At 53.8% G+C, this 17,343-nt stretch carries 15 protein-coding genes; 4 read left to right on the forward strand and 11 right to left on the reverse strand.

The features are described from left to right. The first annotated feature begins 173 nt into the window (after positions 1 to 173). Positions 174 to 2,516 carry an ATP-dependent helicase gene (locus G549_RS0107010; protein ID WP_027834435.1) on the forward strand — a complete coding sequence of 781 codons (2,343 nt, stop codon included), beginning with the start codon at positions 174 to 176 and terminating at the stop codon, positions 2,514 to 2,516. 11 nt (positions 2,517 to 2,527) lie between these two features. After that, entirely contained in the window at positions 2,528 to 3,394 is an 867-nt protein-coding gene (locus G549_RS19360) for a 50S ribosomal protein L11 methyltransferase (protein WP_051213516.1), read from the forward strand. Positions 3,395 to 3,412: 18 nt separating this feature from the next. Here the strand turns inward: G549_RS19360 and G549_RS21795 are convergent, their stop codons facing one another. Then, a complete protein-coding gene (locus G549_RS21795) occupies positions 3,413 to 3,562 on the reverse strand; it encodes a hypothetical protein (protein ID WP_156905507.1) in 150 nt (49 codons plus the stop codon). A gap of 345 nt (positions 3,563 to 3,907) precedes the next feature. Here G549_RS21795 and G549_RS0107030 point away from each other — a divergent pair, with 345 nt between their 5' ends. Beyond that, positions 3,908 to 5,725: an aminopeptidase P family protein gene (locus G549_RS0107030; RefSeq protein ID WP_027834436.1), complete on the forward strand. Its 1,818-nt coding sequence runs from the start codon at positions 3,908 to 3,910 to the stop codon at positions 5,723 to 5,725. A gap of 40 nt (positions 5,726 to 5,765) precedes the next feature. Next, positions 5,766 to 6,947, forward strand: coding sequence for a chromate efflux transporter (chrA, locus tag G549_RS19370; protein ID WP_036221649.1), 1,182 nt, complete (start codon positions 5,766 to 5,768; stop codon positions 6,945 to 6,947). Here the strand turns inward: chrA and G549_RS0107040 are convergent. From G549_RS0107040 to ftsZ, 10 genes are all read right to left on the reverse strand, one after another. Next, positions 6,931 to 7,257, reverse strand: coding sequence for a DUF2834 domain-containing protein (locus G549_RS0107040; RefSeq protein WP_027834437.1), 327 nt, complete (start codon positions 7,255 to 7,257; stop codon positions 6,931 to 6,933). The two genes, chrA and G549_RS0107040, sit on opposite strands and share 17 nt — an antisense overlap. A gap of 30 nt (positions 7,258 to 7,287) precedes the next feature. After that, on the reverse strand, positions 7,288 to 7,581 hold the full coding sequence (locus G549_RS0107045; protein ID WP_036222029.1) for an AzlD family protein: 294 nt from the start codon (positions 7,579 to 7,581) through the stop codon (positions 7,288 to 7,290). Positions 7,582 to 7,600: 19 nt separating this feature from the next. After that, complete coding sequence (locus G549_RS0107050; protein ID WP_246778352.1) at positions 7,601 to 8,338, reverse strand: AzlC family ABC transporter permease; 738 nt, start codon at positions 8,336 to 8,338, stop codon at positions 7,601 to 7,603. A gap of 13 nt (positions 8,339 to 8,351) precedes the next feature. After that, positions 8,352 to 9,209, reverse strand: a complete 858-nt coding sequence (locus tag G549_RS0107055; protein ID WP_027834440.1) for an AraC family transcriptional regulator — start codon at positions 9,207 to 9,209, stop codon at positions 8,352 to 8,354. 68 nt (positions 9,210 to 9,277) lie between these two features. Continuing rightward, positions 9,278 to 9,748 (reverse strand): MGMT family protein, encoded by a 471-nt coding sequence (locus G549_RS0107060; RefSeq protein ID WP_027834441.1) that lies wholly within the window; start codon positions 9,746 to 9,748, stop codon positions 9,278 to 9,280. Between the two features lie 3 nt (positions 9,749 to 9,751). Beyond that, positions 9,752 to 11,818: an NAD-dependent DNA ligase LigA gene (gene ligA / locus G549_RS0107065; RefSeq protein ID WP_051213658.1), complete on the reverse strand. Its 2,067-nt coding sequence runs from the start codon at positions 11,816 to 11,818 to the stop codon at positions 9,752 to 9,754. A 41-nt stretch (positions 11,819 to 11,859) separates the two neighbouring features. Beyond that, complete coding sequence (gene recN / locus G549_RS0107070) at positions 11,860 to 13,533, reverse strand: DNA repair protein RecN (RefSeq protein ID WP_027834443.1); 1,674 nt, start codon at positions 13,531 to 13,533, stop codon at positions 11,860 to 11,862. 23 nt (positions 13,534 to 13,556) lie between these two features. After that, positions 13,557 to 14,369, reverse strand: a complete 813-nt coding sequence (locus G549_RS0107075) for an outer membrane protein assembly factor BamD (protein ID WP_169449620.1) — start codon at positions 14,367 to 14,369, stop codon at positions 13,557 to 13,559. Between the two features lie 139 nt (positions 14,370 to 14,508). Further along, positions 14,509 to 15,465 carry a UDP-3-O-acyl-N-acetylglucosamine deacetylase gene (lpxC, locus tag G549_RS0107080; RefSeq protein WP_036221653.1) on the reverse strand — a complete coding sequence of 319 codons (957 nt, stop codon included), beginning with the start codon at positions 15,463 to 15,465 and terminating at the stop codon, positions 14,509 to 14,511. 114 nt (positions 15,466 to 15,579) lie between these two features. Then, entirely contained in the window at positions 15,580 to 17,214 is a 1,635-nt protein-coding gene (gene ftsZ / locus G549_RS0107085) for a cell division protein FtsZ (RefSeq protein ID WP_027834446.1), read from the reverse strand. Positions 17,215 to 17,343: the final 129 nt, after the last annotated feature.

Below are 17,343 nucleotides of genomic sequence, written 5' to 3' on the forward strand. Positions count from 1 at the left end.
ACCGATTCAAATTTAACCGCTTTTTGCATTGGCATCGGAATTCCCGCCCAACGATTGCGCTACACCCATTTGACATTGCACAGCGCAAGCCTCACAAGGGCTTTTGGCTCTCGACATATACAAATAAGTATGTCTCCCCTATAAAGAACAAAAAGAGATTCGAAACGGACCGAATGACCGATAGACCAGCAAAACCACAAGGTTTAGGCGCTGGCCCGATCACCTCTCAATTGGGCGCGCAAACACCAAATTATTTAGAGGGCCTCAACCCGGAACAACGCGATGCGATTGAGTCCGTGGATGGGCCTTTGCTGGTGTTGGCGGGTGCAGGCACAGGCAAAACCCGTGTGCTTACCACACGCATCGCCCATATCTTGGCGACAAGCCGCGCCCGCGCAGGCGAAATCCTGTCAGTGACCTTCACCAACAAAGCCGCCCGCGAAATGAAAGAGCGGATTGGTAGGTTTGTGGGAAGCAAGATTGAAGGCATGCCATGGCTGGGCACCTTCCACTCCATAGGCGCGCGCATATTGCGCCGCCATGCGGAATTAGTGGGCCTCAAACCTGACTTCACTATTCTGGATACTGACGATCAAATCCGCCTGCTCAAGCAATTATTGCAAGCCGAAAATGTGGATGAGAAACGTTGGCCCGCGCGCCAACTTGCCCACGTGATCGATGGCTGGAAAAACAAAGGGCTGCAACCCAGCCAGCTTTCTGCCGCCGATGCAGGCGTGTTTGCCGATGGCAAAGCGGTCAAAATCTATCAGCAATATCAAGCGCGGCTTAAAGTGCTGAATGCCGCTGATTTCGGCGATTTGCTGCTGGAAGGCATTCGCCTGTTAAAAGATAACCCAACCGTGTTGGCCGAGTTTCATCGGCGCTTCAAATATATTTTGGTAGACGAATATCAAGATACCAACGTGGCGCAATATTTGTGGCTTCGCCTATTGGCACAACCAAACGAACACCGCGAGACCGCCAATGTGTGCGTGGTGGGCGACGACGACCAGTCGATCTATGGATGGCGCGGCGCCGAGGTGGACAATATTTTGCGCTTTGAGAAAGACTTTCCCGGCGCCAAAGTAATCCGCCTAGAACGGAACTATCGCTCTACCTCAAAAATCCTGAAAGCAGCCTCCCATCTGATTGCCCACAATGAAGACCGGTTGGGCAAAACATTGCAAACCGATGTGGGCGAAGAAGGAGAGCCCATTGCGGTCACCTCTGTATGGGACTCTGAAGAAGAAGCTCGCAATATAGGCGAGGACATTGAACAATTGCAGCGCCAAGGCCAAAAGCTCAATTCCATGGCGATTTTGGTGCGGGCCTCATTCCAAATGCGCGAATTCGAAGACCGTTTCATGACTATGGGGTTGAATTACCGTATAATAGGCGGTCCGCGGTTTTATGAGCGCCGCGAAAACCGCGATGCCCTCGCCTATTTACGCATTGTCACCCAGCCTGCAGACGATCTAGCCTTTGAACGCATCGTCAATGTACCCAAGCGCGGATTGGGCCCTGCCACGATTTCCATGCTGCACGATGCGGCCCGCGCGGCCAACATACCGCTGGTACAAGCCACCCGCGAATTGGTGGAAACAGACGAGCTGAAACCGAAACAACGCTCCACCCTGCGCGGCCTGCTGAGCCAATTTGATGAATGGGCCATGCGGTTGCAAACCCTGCCCCACTCTGAAGTGGCTGAAGCCATTTTGGACGAGAGCGGCTACACCCAAATGTGGCAGAACGACAAATCTGCCGATGCGCCGGGACGGTTGGAAAACTTGAAAGAACTCATCCGCTCTATGGAAGAGTTTGAAACGCTCGGTGGCTTTTTGGAGCACATCTCGCTGGTAATGGACCGCGACAGCGGCGACGCAGACGACGCCGTATCCATCATGACCCTGCACGCCGCCAAGGGCTTGGAATTCGACACCGTGTTTCTGCCCGGTTGGGAAGAAGGCCTGTTCCCCCACCAGCGCGCTTTGGATGAATCCGGCAAAGCTGGACTGGAAGAGGAACGTCGCCTCGCCTATGTGGGCATCACAAGGGCGCGTAAACGCGCCAAGCTGAGCCTGGCGCAAAACCGACGCATTCATGGCTTGTGGCAGTCCGCCATTCCGTCACGTTTCCTCGATGAGCTGCCTGCAGATGTGGTGGAAGTCAAAGATACAGGCTCTTCGTACGGTGGCATCAATTATGGCGGCCGCGATCAGGCCACCAAGTTTGATCGCCGTGATCCATTTGAAAGCGTTTACGAAACACCCGGTTGGCAACGCGCCCAACGGCAACATCAAAGCCGTGGCAAAGACCGCGGCCCCACCATCGAAGGCGAATTGGTGGCTCGGTCGGTCAATCCGGCCTCCTCATCGCGCTATAAGGTGGGCGACAAAGTACTGCATTTGAAATTTGGCGAAGGCACCGTCGCCGCCGTCGATGGCAACAAGCTGAGCATTGACTTTCCCTCCGTGGGCCGCAAAAAGGTGCTGGAGAGCTTTGTTCAAAAACCGTGAGACTTTAATCCATGTCACTTAACCAGATCAGCGTGCCCCTAACCAAAGAAGAAGCCTATAAGCTGGTCGATGCGGTCAGTGAACTGGAAGATATGGCGCTTTCCGCTGTGGCCTATGAAGGCCCGGATGGCGAACATTGGGTGTTTGAAGCCACATGCGATGAAAAGCCGGACATTGAAAAATTCAATGCACTGGCCAAGCAAGTGTTGGGCGACGCTGTAGAATTTGAAGTGGCCCCGGTGCCGGACAAAGACTGGGTGGCCCATTCGCTGGAAGGGCTGAAGCCTGTTGAGGCGGGGGGCTTTTATGTCCATGGCTCGCATGATGACGCACCGAGCGACGAGAATGTGATCCCCATCAAAATTGATGCTGGCCAAGCCTTTGGCACCGGGCACCACGAAACCACCTCCGGCTGCCTCGCGGCACTCGATCTCTATTTACAGGACAACACACCAGAAGCCATTTTGGATTTGGGCACGGGCACTGGGATTTTGGCGATTGCTGCCGCCAAACGCACCGAATTGAATATTCTGGCGACCGACATTGACCCCAAAGCGGTTGAGGTCACCATTGAAAATGCGGAGATCAATGGCGTGCTGGATCAAATCATCGCTGAAACTGCTGATGGGTTTGATCATCCGGTCTTTGCCGAACATGGCCCCTTTGATCTGATCATGGCCAACATTCTGGCCGGACCACTGATTGAACTGGCCCCGGAATTGATCAAACAAGCGAAACCCGGCGCGACAATCATTCTGGCAGGCTTGCTAACGCGGCAGGCCGAAGATGTGATCGCGGCCTACACCGCACAAAAAACAACCCTCCTCGCACAAAGCGAGAAGGGTGATTGGTCGATCCTAACACTAAAAGCCGAATAGCTCGGCTTTTACAGATATTTAGAAGCCGTTTGTGTGATCATATGAACCCAGCAAGTTGCGGTACGATTGTGTTGCCACAAAGTTTTGCTGCTCGCGTGGGTCATGAAAATCACGTGTTTTAGACATCGCGCTCACAATATTCCGGAAGAAGTTTTTTTTCTCAGTCATTTTTTAAACCCTATCTAAATTATGCAGGCGAACTTTTTGTTCGCTTATTTGTAGTCGCGACCATTCGCGTTCATGAAATGGGCGATTTGGCGCTCTGCTTGCTTAGAACGTGCTGCCACCATCGCGTCGAACATATTGCGGAAAAGACCTGATTTATGTGTCATCTTATTTCTCCTTGGCAAATTGGACGAACCCACTTGCATCTCGTAATCTGATAACCCAATGTAGCGCGGTAAAATTTTTTTAGTAGCCCCTGCTTTCGCACTCCAGCCATGCAACAAAAGCATGGCTCGTCCATTTTTGGCGGGGACGTATGCACGTATGACCAAAAGGACCACGGTGACAATGTCTGCCAACACAAAAGCAAACCGATTTCAAACATTTGAAGAACGCGCCAATCCAGAGCTGGTTGGCCCGCGTGTCGAGGCATTGCGTAAAAAGATGAAAACCAAAAAAGTCGATGCTTTTTTGGTGCCCCGCGCCGATGCACATCGTGGCGAAAATGTACCGGCTGGCGACGAACGGCTCAGCTACATTTCCAGCTTCACAGGCTCCGCCGGCACCGCCATCGTGGCGCAGGATAAAGCTGCCCTGGTTGTAGACGGGCGCTATACATTGCAGGCCCCCACCCAGACGGACACCGATGTCTTTGAAATTGTGGACCTAAGCCCAACGGCCACAGCGGATTGGCTTATCGCCAATCTTAAAAAGGGGCAAAAAGTTGGCTATGATGGTTGGTTGCATACCCCCAAAGAGGTCGAAACTCTGGACCGAAAACTCGCGGCCAAAGGCATCAAGCTCATTGAAGTGAGCAATCTGGTCGACGCGATTTGGAAAGACCGCCCCGCCCCGCCAACCAACGATATTTATACGTTGGAAGTGGCGCAGACCGGCAAGAGCGCCAGCGACAAGCTCGCCGAATTGCAAAAGCAAATGCTTGAAAAAGGCGCTGACTATTTGGTGCTCACCCTGCCTGAATCCACCAACTGGCTACTCAACATTCGCGGCAGTGATATCGCAAACACACCCGTCAGCCTGGGCTTCGCGATTGTGCCACAATCCGGTGCCTCACGATTTTTCGTGCAGCCGGAAAAAATCAACCCCGTAATTCAAGCCGAATTAAGCGATGTGACCGTGCTGGAACCGATTGAAGAGCTCGAAGAAGCGCTAAAGTCGATGTATACCGACAGCGTTTGGTTTGACGATGCAACGGCCCCCATCAAATTGGTCAATCTCGCCAAGTCCGTCGGCGCAACCATCATCACAGACAAAGACCCGGTGGTGATCGCTAAAGCGCGCAAAAATGCTGCGGAAGTTGAAGGCATGAAAGCGGCGCAAACCTCAGATGCGCTGGCGATGGCCCGCTTCCTATCGTGGCTCGATGATGAGGCCCCGAAAGGCAAACTCACCGAGATTGAAATCGTCGAAAAACTGGAAGATTGCCGCCGCCAGTCCAATGAACTGTTGGACATCAGCTTTGAAACCATCTCCGGGTCTGGCCCGAACGGGGCCATCGTGCATTATCGCGTATCTGAAAATACAAGCCGCACGCTCAATCCGGGCGAGTTGATGCTGGTGGATAGTGGCGGCCAATATCGCAACGGCACCACCGACATCACCCGCACCATGGCCACGGGCGACACAACACCCGACCAGCGCAAGCATTTCACTTTGGTCCTCAAAGGCATGATCGCCTTGAGCCGCGTGCACTTCCACAAAGGCGCAACGGGCGCACATTTGGATGCGCTAGCGCGTCAGTTCCTTTGGAATGAAGGATTGAACTATGCGCATGGCACGGGCCACGGCGTTGGCGCGCTGCTGGGCGTGCATGAAGGCCCTTGTGGCATCTCTGGCGTCAATCACACGGTGCTGGAAGAAGGCAATATCCTCTCTAACGAGCCGGGCTTTTACCTTGAAGGTGAATATGGCATCCGCATTGAAAACCTGATCATGGTGGTGCCCAGCGAAAAGAACGAGAAGTTCTTGAAGTTCGATACCCTCACCTACACGCCAATCGATCTACGCCTGATCGAAAAAGATCTGCTGACGCCGGAAGAAATTGAATGGCTAAATGATTATCATCAGAAATGCTATGAGCTGATTGCCGACCGTCTTGAAGATGATAAGCAAGAATGGTTAAAACAGGCAACGCGCGCCATCTAAAAGCAAAAGGCACGCATCATCCTGCCGACACGGACCAATCATGCGTGCCTTTTTTGAACTTTTCAGCATCTTCCTTAAACTGGGCCTCTCCTCATTTGGCGGCCCGGTGGCCCATTTGGGCTATTTCCGCACAGAATTTGTGGACCGGCGCAAATGGTTTGATGATGCGCAATATGCTGATTTGGTGGCGCTGTGCCAGTTTCTGCCTGGCCCCGCCAGCTCGCAAGTCGGCTTTGCCATCGGCGTGCAGCGCGGTGGCATCACGGGCGGAATCTCGGCATTTCTAGGCTTCACCCTACCCTCTATCCTTATCCTCTTGGGCTTCGCGGCGATCATCCCGCTTTTGCAAGGCGATCTTGGCCAGGGGCTGATCCGCGGGCTGAAGCTGATCGCCGTGGCGATTGTAGCGCATGCCGTACTAGGGATGGCCCAAAGCCTCGCCAACACCACATACAGGGCACTCATTGCCCTGGGCGCATTGATCATCTGTCTGTTGCTCACAGGCTTTGTGGGGCAAATCCTCGCCATCATTCTTGGCGCAGTCATCGGCTATCTGATTTTGGAAGCTCCTTCCGCCCAAGCGCAAAGCAACGAACAGGGCACGCGTTTCACATGGTCGCATGGCACGGCCATTGCCAGCTTCTTCATCCTGCTTATTGCCTTGCCGGTTCTCGCCGCGAGCACAAACCAAACCTCATTCGCGCTGGCCGATATTTTTTACCGGGCCGGGGCCTTGGTGTTTGGCGGCGGCCATGTGGTGCTGCCGCTGCTGCAAGCTGAAATGGTGCCGAACCTGATGGATCAAAATCTATTTTTGGCTGGCTATGGCGCCACCCAGGCTCTGCCCGGCCCGATCTTCTCTTTCGCCAGCTATTTGGGTGCCATGGCCAGCGATGCGCCATTAACAGGCGTGCTGATTGGGGCCACCGCCATCTTCGTCCCCGGCTTTTTGCTCACTTATGGCGCCCTGCCGATCTGGCAAGGGCTGCGGACCAATCAAATAGCACGCAAAGCGTTGCTCGGCACGAATGCGGCGGTGGTTGGCCTGCTCGCAGCAGCCCTGATCAATCCGATAGCACTGCAGGCCCTCACCCAACCGCTGGATTGGGCCATTGCGCTGATTGGCTTTGCAATCCTATGGCAGCTGAAATGGCCCGCATGGATATTGGTGTTAGCCGGCGGTGCTGCCGGTGCGTTGTTCGCCGTTATCGGGCTTTATTGAGCTGCGTTTCGCGCAAATAGAGATAGAGCGGCAAACCTAGCGACAAGCCGACAAATGAACAAGCTGGCAAAACCAGCCACCAGTTACGAATGCCTTGCTCCCGCGCATCCCAAAACGACCAGACCCAAAACAGGGCAATGCACAGCAAAACATCAATGCTGAACCCGGCGGCAAGCCCGTTGGCCATAAACAGGCTCTGGAAATATTGGCCGATATCAAACCCCGTTTGCGCGAAATAGGGCGCGAAAAAAAGCCAGGGCAAAACGGTGCCCAGCACCATCATGATAATGTAGAAATTTGCTTTGGTCATAAGGACTTATCCCAAGAATTAGAATCAAACCTAGAATAGACCAAACACGCTCCGCAATGCCACGACAGATATCACGCCCACCACCACAACTGCCCAAAGCGGCAAGCGGAAAGCCACCAACAACGTGATCAATGCCGCGAGGCTCTCTGCCGGGCCAGTGGCCAAAATGGTCGGTGCAATCACCGCCATCAGCACAGCAGCAGGCACCGCCTCCAAGGCGGCACGGGCACGCCCTTGAATGGTGAAAAACCGCACAATCACCAAGCCCGCCACACGGGTGAAATAGGTCACCAATCCCATGCCAAGAATGGTGGCCAGAACCATTGGGTCAACGCTAAACACTTCAGCCACGGTCCAATGCTCCCTTAAATTCTTCTGGGTCAGCCGTGAACGCGCCCACCAACATGCCCGCCACCGCACCCGCCGCGATATACCACGCGCCGTCCACATAGGTCTTGGTGATGATCGCAGCGGCCCCGCTGGCTGCCAACACCATGGCGGTGCTCTTACCCTTCCAGAATCCCACAATCAGGCCGATGAAAATGGCTGGAAAGGCAAAATCCAGCCCATATTGTGCCGGGTCAAGATCGACAAACATTTTGCCCAGCAACGCGCCAAAGGCGGTCATCAACACCCAATTGAGATAAAACGGCGTCACCAGCCCCATATAAAAGGCAAAGCTGAGATGCTGCTTACGCCCGCGATGTTCGGACAGGGCCCAAATCTCATCCGCCAGAAACATATAGGCGATCATCTGCTTGCCCCACCCCATATGCCGGGTTTTAAGGCCGAGCGATGCGCTCATCAGAATATGGCGCACATTCACCAACAAGGCAGACAGAACAATCGCCGCCCAAGGGACCGGACTGGCCCAAAAATCAATGGCGACAAATTGCGAGCCTCCCGCAAACACCACGGCACTCATCAAGCCCACTTCCAAAGGGCTCAGGCCCTTTTGCGCGGCGAGACCGCCAAACACCAAAGAGATTGGCACCATGGCCACCAAAAGCGGCGCAATATGCTTGATTCCGGCAATATAATCGCTGTCGCGCAGAGGCATTTCGCCACTGATCTCACTCATTCTTCGATCCAATCTAAGCGATATTGCGGTAGGCCCCGGGGGCGACACCAATGCGTTTTTTGAAATGCCGGTTGAGATGGCTTTGATCATAAAAGCCGCAATCAAATGCCACCTGGGTGGGTTCAATGCCCTGCGCCAAAAGTCCACGCGCCTGACGCACCCGCACATCAGTTAAAAACGAATGCGGCGTTTGCCCCATATGTTTGGCGAAAACGCGGACCAGATAGCTTTTGGACATGCCAGACAAGGCACAGAGCTGATCCAGATCCACTTCCTGAACAAAATGCGCTTGCATATAATCGCACATATCCTGCACCGCTTTGGGCGCGCGGCCCACAATCGGTTCTTTGCGCCAGCTGCCATAACGGCCAATCACTTGGCCCAGCGCCAGATAGATCGCCTCATCCTTTTCCAGCGGATCGATGCTTTGTTCCAATTGTTCATGCAGGCGCACAAGATGCGCGGCCAAAGCCGTATCTTGCACCATCAGTTCTTGGAAAAACAAACTGCCACTCGGCGCGGCCCCGGGCAAATCCCGCGCGATTTCATGCATCAACTCAACCGACGGATAAAGCATGCGATAGCTATAGCCGCCCGCCATGGGCCGCCCATCATGCACTTCTTCCGGATTGATCATAAAAACCGATCCGGCCCCACCGATAGATTCGCTGCCCTTCAGCTTGTGCTGTTGCTGGCCAGAAACAATGGCCCCGATCACAAATGTATCGTGGGTGTGCGGCGCATAAGTGTGGGTGTGGAAAGTGGCGGTCAGGCATTCCAAATCGCAATGCCGCGCCTCGCGCCAAAATTTGGCACGCTCACCTCGGGATAAATCCGCTGATGTTGCGTGTTCTTGCGATTGTAAATCCATATGCCCAGCCTAGCCGATCAGAGACGCAAGTCTTGGACAAAATTGACACTCTGTCTAATGAAAAATCTTTATGACAGGATAAATCGGTTACGTTCCAAATCCGCTAGCTTGAAATTCTTCTTGCCTTTTGGCAGCAACTTGTGGCCCTCAGCCTCAAGCAATTTCTTTTGGTTTTCCGGGCCACCCGGCGCTTTTTCATTCAGCGCGCCAGCCTTTTTGACAGTGCGCCACCACGCCATGCCCACCTCGCCGGTTTGCTCACGCAACTCCTCGGCGGCCTTGCTGGCAATATTCATAAAAATGCCGGTGGTGAGCGGACAGGTCACAAATCCATTATGCTTTTTCGCCAAATAATCGCGCAAATCATCGGCCAGCATAAATTGGCCCTCTGGCACACGCGCCATCAAATCATAAATTTCGCGCGGCGTTGAAATCACCATTGGCGCGCCTTCCGGTCCCCAATGGGTGCCCGCGGGCAACGGGTTCACTTGCACGACATATTTCGGATCGTTCAAATAGTCCAATGCCGCCCGTGCCATCCTCTAAAGCCCTTCAATCAGCTCAAACCAGCCATCTTCGTCCATGGTCGTCACGCCTAAATCTTGCGCTTTTTTCAGTTTAGAGCCAGCCCCCGGCCCTGCCACCAAAATATCGGTTTTGCCCGACACGGAACCAGAAACCTTCGCGCCCAGCCGCTCCGCCATCGCCTTGGCTTCTGAACGGGACATTTTTTCCAAACTGCCGGTAAAGACAATGGTTTTGCCCGCTACGGGACTCTCGTCAGCGCTGGCCACTTCATAGGTCTTGGGATTGACCTGTTCGAGCAATTTATCAAGCGCTTCCACATTTTGCTCATTGGCGAAAAAGTCGACCAACGAATTCACCACGGTTTCGCCGATGCCATCAATGGCGATAAAGCTCTCACGCGCACCCTGATCACCAGCAGCAGCGTCGCGTGCTGCTTTTTCAAAATCTGCAAAATTGCCGAAATTGCGGGCGAACATGGCCGCTGTGGTTTCCCCCACGTGGCGAATGCCCAACGCAAAGATAAACCGATCCAGCTCTGGCGTGCGTGTCTCGTCGATGGCTTCGAACAGCTTGCGAACCGAAGTGCTGCCCCAGCCTTCCTGGTCTTTCAGCTTTTGCAGCGCCGCTTCGTCGCGCTCCTGCAGCGTGAAGATATCCGCGGGGGTTTTCACCCGGCCTTCTTCAAAAAAGGCAGCAACCTGCTTGGCCCCAAGCCCATCAATATCCATCGCGTTGCGCGACACGAAATGCTTGAGATGCTCCACCGCCTGCGCCGAACAGATCAGGCCGCCCGTGCAGCGCCGCACCGCATCCAGCTTGCCTGTCTTTTCGTTCACTTCGCGCACCGCGGGCGATCCGCAAACCGGACAGGTTTCAGGCATTTCAAACTTACGCGCATCGTCCGGGCGATGATCGAGCACTGGCCCCAACACTTGCGGGATTACGTCACCCGCCCGCTGAATGGTCACCATATCGCCGATTAAAACGCCTTTGCGCTCAATCTCATCTTCATTGTGCAAGGTGGCGTTGGACACAACCACGCCACCCACAGTCACCGGCTCCAGCTTCGCCACCGGGGTCAGTGCGCCCGTGCGCCCCACCTGAATTTCAATATCATTGAGGCGCGTGACCGCTTTTTCCGCCGGGAATTTATAGGCAATGGCCCACCGTGGCGCGCGGGCCACAAAGCCCCACCGCTGCTGCAAATCCAGACGGTTAAGCTTGTAAACCACCCCGTCAATGTCATAGCCGAGCAACGCCCGCTCTTCACCAATCATGGTGTGATGGGCAATCATTTCCTCGACACTGGTCACCAGCTTCATCATCGGATTGATCTTGAATCCCCAGTCACCCAGCTTTTGCACCACCTCATATTGCGTCTCGGCGGGCAATGCGGATACATCGCCCCAAGCATAAGCAAAGAAGTTCAAATTGCGCGACGCCGTGACCCGCGAGTCCAACTGGCGCAAAGACCCAGCAGCTGTGTTGCGCGGATTGACATAGGTATCTTTGCCCTGCGCTTCGAGCTCTTTGTTCAGGCGCTCAAATTCGGCGTGAGACATGTAAACTTCGCCACGCACTTCAAACACATCCGGCACATCAGTGCCTTCAAGCTTTTTCGGAATGTCAGCGATGGTTTTCAAATTCTCGGTGATGTCCTCACCTTCGGTGCCGTCGCCCCGCGTGGCCCCCTGCACGAATACGCCATTTTCATAGCGCAGCGACGCGGAAAGGCCGTCAATTTTCGGCTCTGCCGTAAATCCAAGTTCCAGACCGGCATCGCGGGCAAAATAACGTTTTGCCCGATCGACAAAATCTTCGAGATCTTCATCAGAAAAGGCATTGCCCAGCGACAGCATAGGCACCCGGTGGGTGACTTTTTTAAAGCCGTCAGCGACCTCAAAGCCCACCCGGTTGGTCGGGCTGTCTTGCCGCACCAGATTGGGAAACCGTTCCTCAATCTCATCATTGCGACGGCGCAGCGCGTCATATTCTGCGTCTGAGACTTCCGGTGCATCCTGTTGATGATAGCGTTCATCATGATAGGCAATGGCTTCCGCCAAATGTGCCAATTCTTCCATGGCCTCTTGCCGGGTCAGCTCCTCAACGGGCTTTTTGTCGCTCACGCCACCACCTCATCACGCAATCTATTGGCCGCAGCGCGGGCCTCATCTGTAATTTCTGACCCCGCCAACATGCGGGCAATCTCTTCGCGGCGTGCCGCCTCATCCAAGGGCTTCACATGGGTGCGGGTCAGGCTCCCCTCGTCCACCACCTGCTTTTCAATCAGCAAATGCTGGCTAGCCCGTGCGGCCACTTGCGGCGCATGGGTGACGCACAAAACCTGCACTTTTTCCGAAAGCCGCGCCAAGCGCTTGCCGATGGCATCCGCCACCGCGCCGCCGACACCAGTATCAATCTCATCGAAAATCAGCACAGGCGCTGACCCCTTGTCCGCCAGCACCACCTTCAGCGCCAACAAAAATCGTGAAAGCTCACCACCAGAGGCCACCTTCATCATCGGGCCGGGATTGGTGCCAGGGTTGGTTTGCACATGAAATTCAATCACGTCAAAACCACTTGCGCTGACACGCTCCTCATCAATCTTTTGATCGACCAAGAACCGCGCCTGCCCCAATTTCAGATCGGGCAATTCAGCTTCCACAGCTTTGATGAGGTCAGCAGCTGTTTTTGCCCGCGCTTCGCTCAACTCAATCGCCGCGCCGCGATATTCAGCTTCCGCCTTGGCCAACGCCTCGCGCAGATGGGTCAAATCTTCATCACCTTGCTCAAGGTCATGAATGGCCTTTTGATATTTGGTCAAAATATCCGGCAACTCATCCACCAAACATTGATGCTTGCGTGCGGCGGCCCGGAGAGCAAACAGACGTTCTTCTGCCCCCTCAAGCTCCATGGGATCGAACTCCATTTGGCGCTTAATGTCTTCGAGGGCTTCCGAGGTGCGATCAAGCGCCACCAGCGCCGCATCAATATTTTCCACCACAGCGCCAAATAGGTTCTGTTCGCCATCGCCTTTGCGCATCAATTGCCGCATCAGCCCTGCCAAAGCAGAAGAAGGGGCAGAAGGACCATTGATCACCTCATCGGCGTCACGCACTTCATCGGCGGCTTTTTCAAGCTCCATCAAGCGTTGCCGCTGTGCCGCCAGTTCTTCTTCTTCGCCTTTTTCGGTGTTCAACTCTTCCAGCTCAGCCACCACGTGGCGTGCGTAATCCTCATCGGCCCGCGCTTTCTCTACTGCTGCTTCCTGGCGATTTAAGGCATCCTGAGCCGCCGTGAGCGCTTTATAGGTATCTTGGGTCGCGGCGCGCAGCTTCTGGTGCCCACCGAAGGCGTCGAGCAGATGGCGGTGGGTTGAGGGATCAACCAAAGCGCGATCATCATGTTGTCCGTGAATTTCGATCAGCTCTTGGCCAATCTTTTGCATCAATTTGGCAGAAATCGGCTGATCATTTACAAAGCCGCGCGTGCGCCCATCGGCATATTGAACCCGGCGCAAAATAATCTCGCCATCGCTCATCAGCTCATTTTCTTTGAGCATGTTCATGACCGCATGGTCTATGGGCAACTCGACACTGGCCACGACTTGACCACGTTCGGTGCCTTTGCGCACCAAACCATTGTCGCCACGCCCACCAAGGGCCAATGAAAGCGAATCAAGCAGAATGGATTTACCGGCGCCCGTTTCACCAGTCAGGGCGGTCATGCCACCCTCTAACGGCAAATCTAGCTGATCGATCAGTACAATATTTTGTATTGAAATGGCTGATAGCATGCCCGATTAACCCATATTTTGGGCTAGCCGTTCAGCGATCCTGCCAACCAGCTACCCTCGTTTACCTCAGGGGCCAAACCCTGCTTTTGCAGCAGTTTATACGCATCCTGATACCATTCGCTAGAGGGATAGTTGTGTCCCAAAACAGCAGCAGCGGTTTGCGCCTCTTGTACCAGTCCTAACGCCATATAGGCTTCGGTCAAGCGCAACAGCGCCTCTTCCACATGTGTTGAGGTCTGATGATCCTCTACCACAGTCCGGAAACGGTTGATGGCACCAGTATACTGCTTGTTGCCCAAATAATAACGCCCAACAGACATCTCTTTGCCGGCAAGCTGATCCTGCGCAACCAAAATCCGCTCTTTCGCATCTTTGGCGTAACGTGAGTCGGGGTAATTGTTGATAATAGACTGGAATGTCGCAATTGCGTCCTGCGCAGTCTGCTGATCCCGAGTCAAATCTTTGATCTGATTATACTGCGACGCCCCTTTCAGGTACATCGCATATGGTGCCTCGGGCGAAGAGGGATAAAGCGCCAAGAAACGGTCTGCGGCCAAAATCGTACGATCATAGTCACCCAAGCGGAAATAGATGAACGTGGTCATCATCCGCGAACGCTCGGTAAACTCAGAATATGGGTGTTGCCGCTCTAGCTTTTCGAAGGTCTCAAGTGCTGATTTTAAGCGTTCACGCTCCACATAATCGATCGCTTTATCGTAAAGCGTTTCGGCGGGAATAATTTCTTCTTCGGTGATCTTGGGCTTGCCGAACAGGCTCATGCCTGCACAACCAGTCAATGATGTGGCCAAAACGCCAACCAATGCTGCGCGTATCAAAGTTTTTGCAACGCCGTTTTGAAGGTTTGCAATACCCATAATTAAAAAGCCTTTATCAACCGAAACCCACACTCATCAGCACGATGTAGGGGGGAAAATGAACGAAACTAAGGCAAGATACAAGATTGAATATGCCGAATTAGCCAACTGAACGGATATAGCCGCGCAATTCCAGCCCTGCAGGCAGTTCCTCAAGGGCATCAAATTCAAGCGGCAACGCACTTGCAGGTACAATCTCATAGTTTTGCTCGCTCGCGAACAAAGAGTTCAACACGAGTGCATTTAATCCGTGGCCACCTTTGTAAGACCGGAACTTGCCGTAAATCGGCATTCCAGCCAACGCGAGATCGCCAACCGCGTCCAGTAGCTTATGGCGTACAAACTCATCTTCGTAGCGCAAGCCATCTTGATTGAGAATTTTACCCTCATCAACGGCGATGGAGTTCTCCAAGGATGAGCCCAGTGCATAGCCAGCCTGGCGCAGCACTTTCGCGTCTTTGATAAAACCAAATGTGCGCGCTTGCGACACATCATCAACATAACGCTTGGGCGACCAATCAAAGATCATCCGCTGACGACCGATGACATCACTTTCAAAGTCAATTTCCACATCAAAGGCGCGACCATTATAGGGCTCGAGTGCGGCAAACGCATCATTCGAACGCACGGTAACACTACGTTTGATCTTAATGAACATTTTCTCGGCAGGTTGGGTTTCGATGCCGGAGGCAACGATTGCTTCCACATATTTGCGAGCACTGCCGTCCAACACAGGACACTCATTGCCTTCGACGGTGATCAAGGCATTATCGATCCCCATGCCGGAAAGTGCGGAAACCATGTGTTCGATCATGGACACGGTGCCAGCGTCACCCAAATCAACTGCAGTGCACAAATAGGTGCGCGACACACGATTGTGATGCAAGGGCATCGTGGCTGAATAGGATTCGTCATCAAGTTTTCGACGGATCGCATATCCACTGTCCACGGCAGCGGCTTCAATGGTCAAGCTGGATGGCTTTCCATTGTGTACGCCAATGCCCGTAAAGCTTAATACACGCCCCACGGTGCACTGCTTGGTTGCAAATCTGTTCATCTACTACTCCGGCTTATCGGGTTTTATATCCCAGCCTTTTTTAAAACTTGATAAACAAAAAAGACCCGAGACGAAAGCCGCCTCGGGTCCTTTTTTCTTTTTATGCCCTTAAAACTATCCGTGGCGTTTTAAGAAACTTGGAATTTCTAGCTGCTCTTTTTGTGCAGTTGGCTGGGGTGCTGGACGCCCAGTTTGGTCAAGCTGACCCTGCGCACCTTGGGGCTTGGAAGGCCGTTGAGGACTAGCTTCCACAGCATTTCGCGCCATTGCATCATCAGCTTTTTTCTCGTCAAATTCTTCCTTGCCTTGCAGCCCTACATTGCTGGCCAAGCGGCGGAAAAGGGCACGAGCATTGCCTGGCTCTTTTTGTACCTCTTGTTGCGCTTGGGCAACGCTTTCTTGTGCGACCCGGGGCAGTTCATCCGCACGCGGCATACGACGCGGTGCAACTCGCTCTGCACTTTGAGGCACATAGGTCTGACGTGGCTCCACATCGCGAGGAGCAGGTTCGTCGTCAATATTCGCGACAGGCTCTGCACTCGGGCGATATGGCTCAACGGTCACATCATCCTTTTGCGGTGCCTTATGATTTGGTTTCGATCCCAAAGCCTGGTTCACCGCCTTTTGCATGGCGATATCCAACTCATCAGCAGGTGCCGCTTCGGCTTTTGGTGCTTCCGCTTTTACCTCATGATCAGGCTTTGTCGCTGTCGCTGGGGCCTCACGGTTCACACGAATGGCACGATCGGCATTTGGCTCAACTGGGTCCATCGCCTGCACCATGGCAGCATCTGTGCCAGTCGCCACAACCGAAACGCGGATTTGACCATCCAAGCTGTCATCAAAGGTCGCACCCAAAATGATATTGGCGTCTGAATCAACTTCTTCACGGATACGGCTGGCTGCTTCGTCAACTTCGTAAAGTGTGAGGTCTGAACCACCAGTGATCGAAATCAACAGGCCGCGGGCGCCCTGCATGGAAATATCGTCCAGCAATGGGTTCGCAATCGCAGCTTCAGCGGCGTGACGCGCACGATCTTCGCCTTCGGCTTCGCCTGTACCCATCATGGCTTTACCCATGCCGCGCATCACGGCACGAACGTCAGCAAAATCGAGATTGATCAGGCCTTCTTTCACCATCAAATCGGTGATGCAGGCAACGCCGGAAAAGAGCACTTCGTCAGCCATGGAGAACGCATCCGCAAATGTCGTTTTCTCATTGGCCACACGGAAGAGATTTTGGTTTGGGATCACAATCAGCGTATCAACATGGCGATGTAGCTCATCAATGCCATCATCGGCCAACCGCATGCGGCGTGCGCCTTCAAATTGGAAAGGCTTGGTCACGACACCAACGGTCAAAATACCTTGCTCGCGGGCTGCGCGGGCAACGACAGGCGCTGCACCTGTACCGGTACCACCGCCCATACCGGCGGTAATAAAGCACATGTGCGACCCGTTAAGGTGATCTGAAATTTCGTCAATTGTCTCTTCAGCTGCTGCGCGCCCCACTTCGGGATGCGAGCCTGCACCGAGACCCTCGGTGACGCCAACGCCGAGTTGCACGACCCGCTCTGCCTTAGACAGTGCAAGCGCTTGGGCGTCTGTGTTGGCCACAACAAATTCGACCCCTTCTAGGCCCGAATCGATCATATTATTCACCGCATTGCCGCCGGCACCGCCAACGCCAAATACCGTAATACGTGGCTTGAGTTCTTGAATATCTGGAATTTGAAGTTTGATGCTCATTTCTGGCCCCATTGTGCTCCGTTGGGTCTAAAATTACTGCCAGAACGTTAAGCACTCCCTAACAATTGCATCATTTTTATTAACTTTAATGCATTTTGGGTCACTTTGTGACCGACTAGGCAAGAATTT

Source organism: Maritalea myrionectae DSM 19524 (genome assembly GCF_000423365.1).
In the GTDB taxonomy this organism is placed as follows: Bacteria; Pseudomonadota; Alphaproteobacteria; order Rhizobiales; family Devosiaceae; genus Maritalea; species Maritalea myrionectae.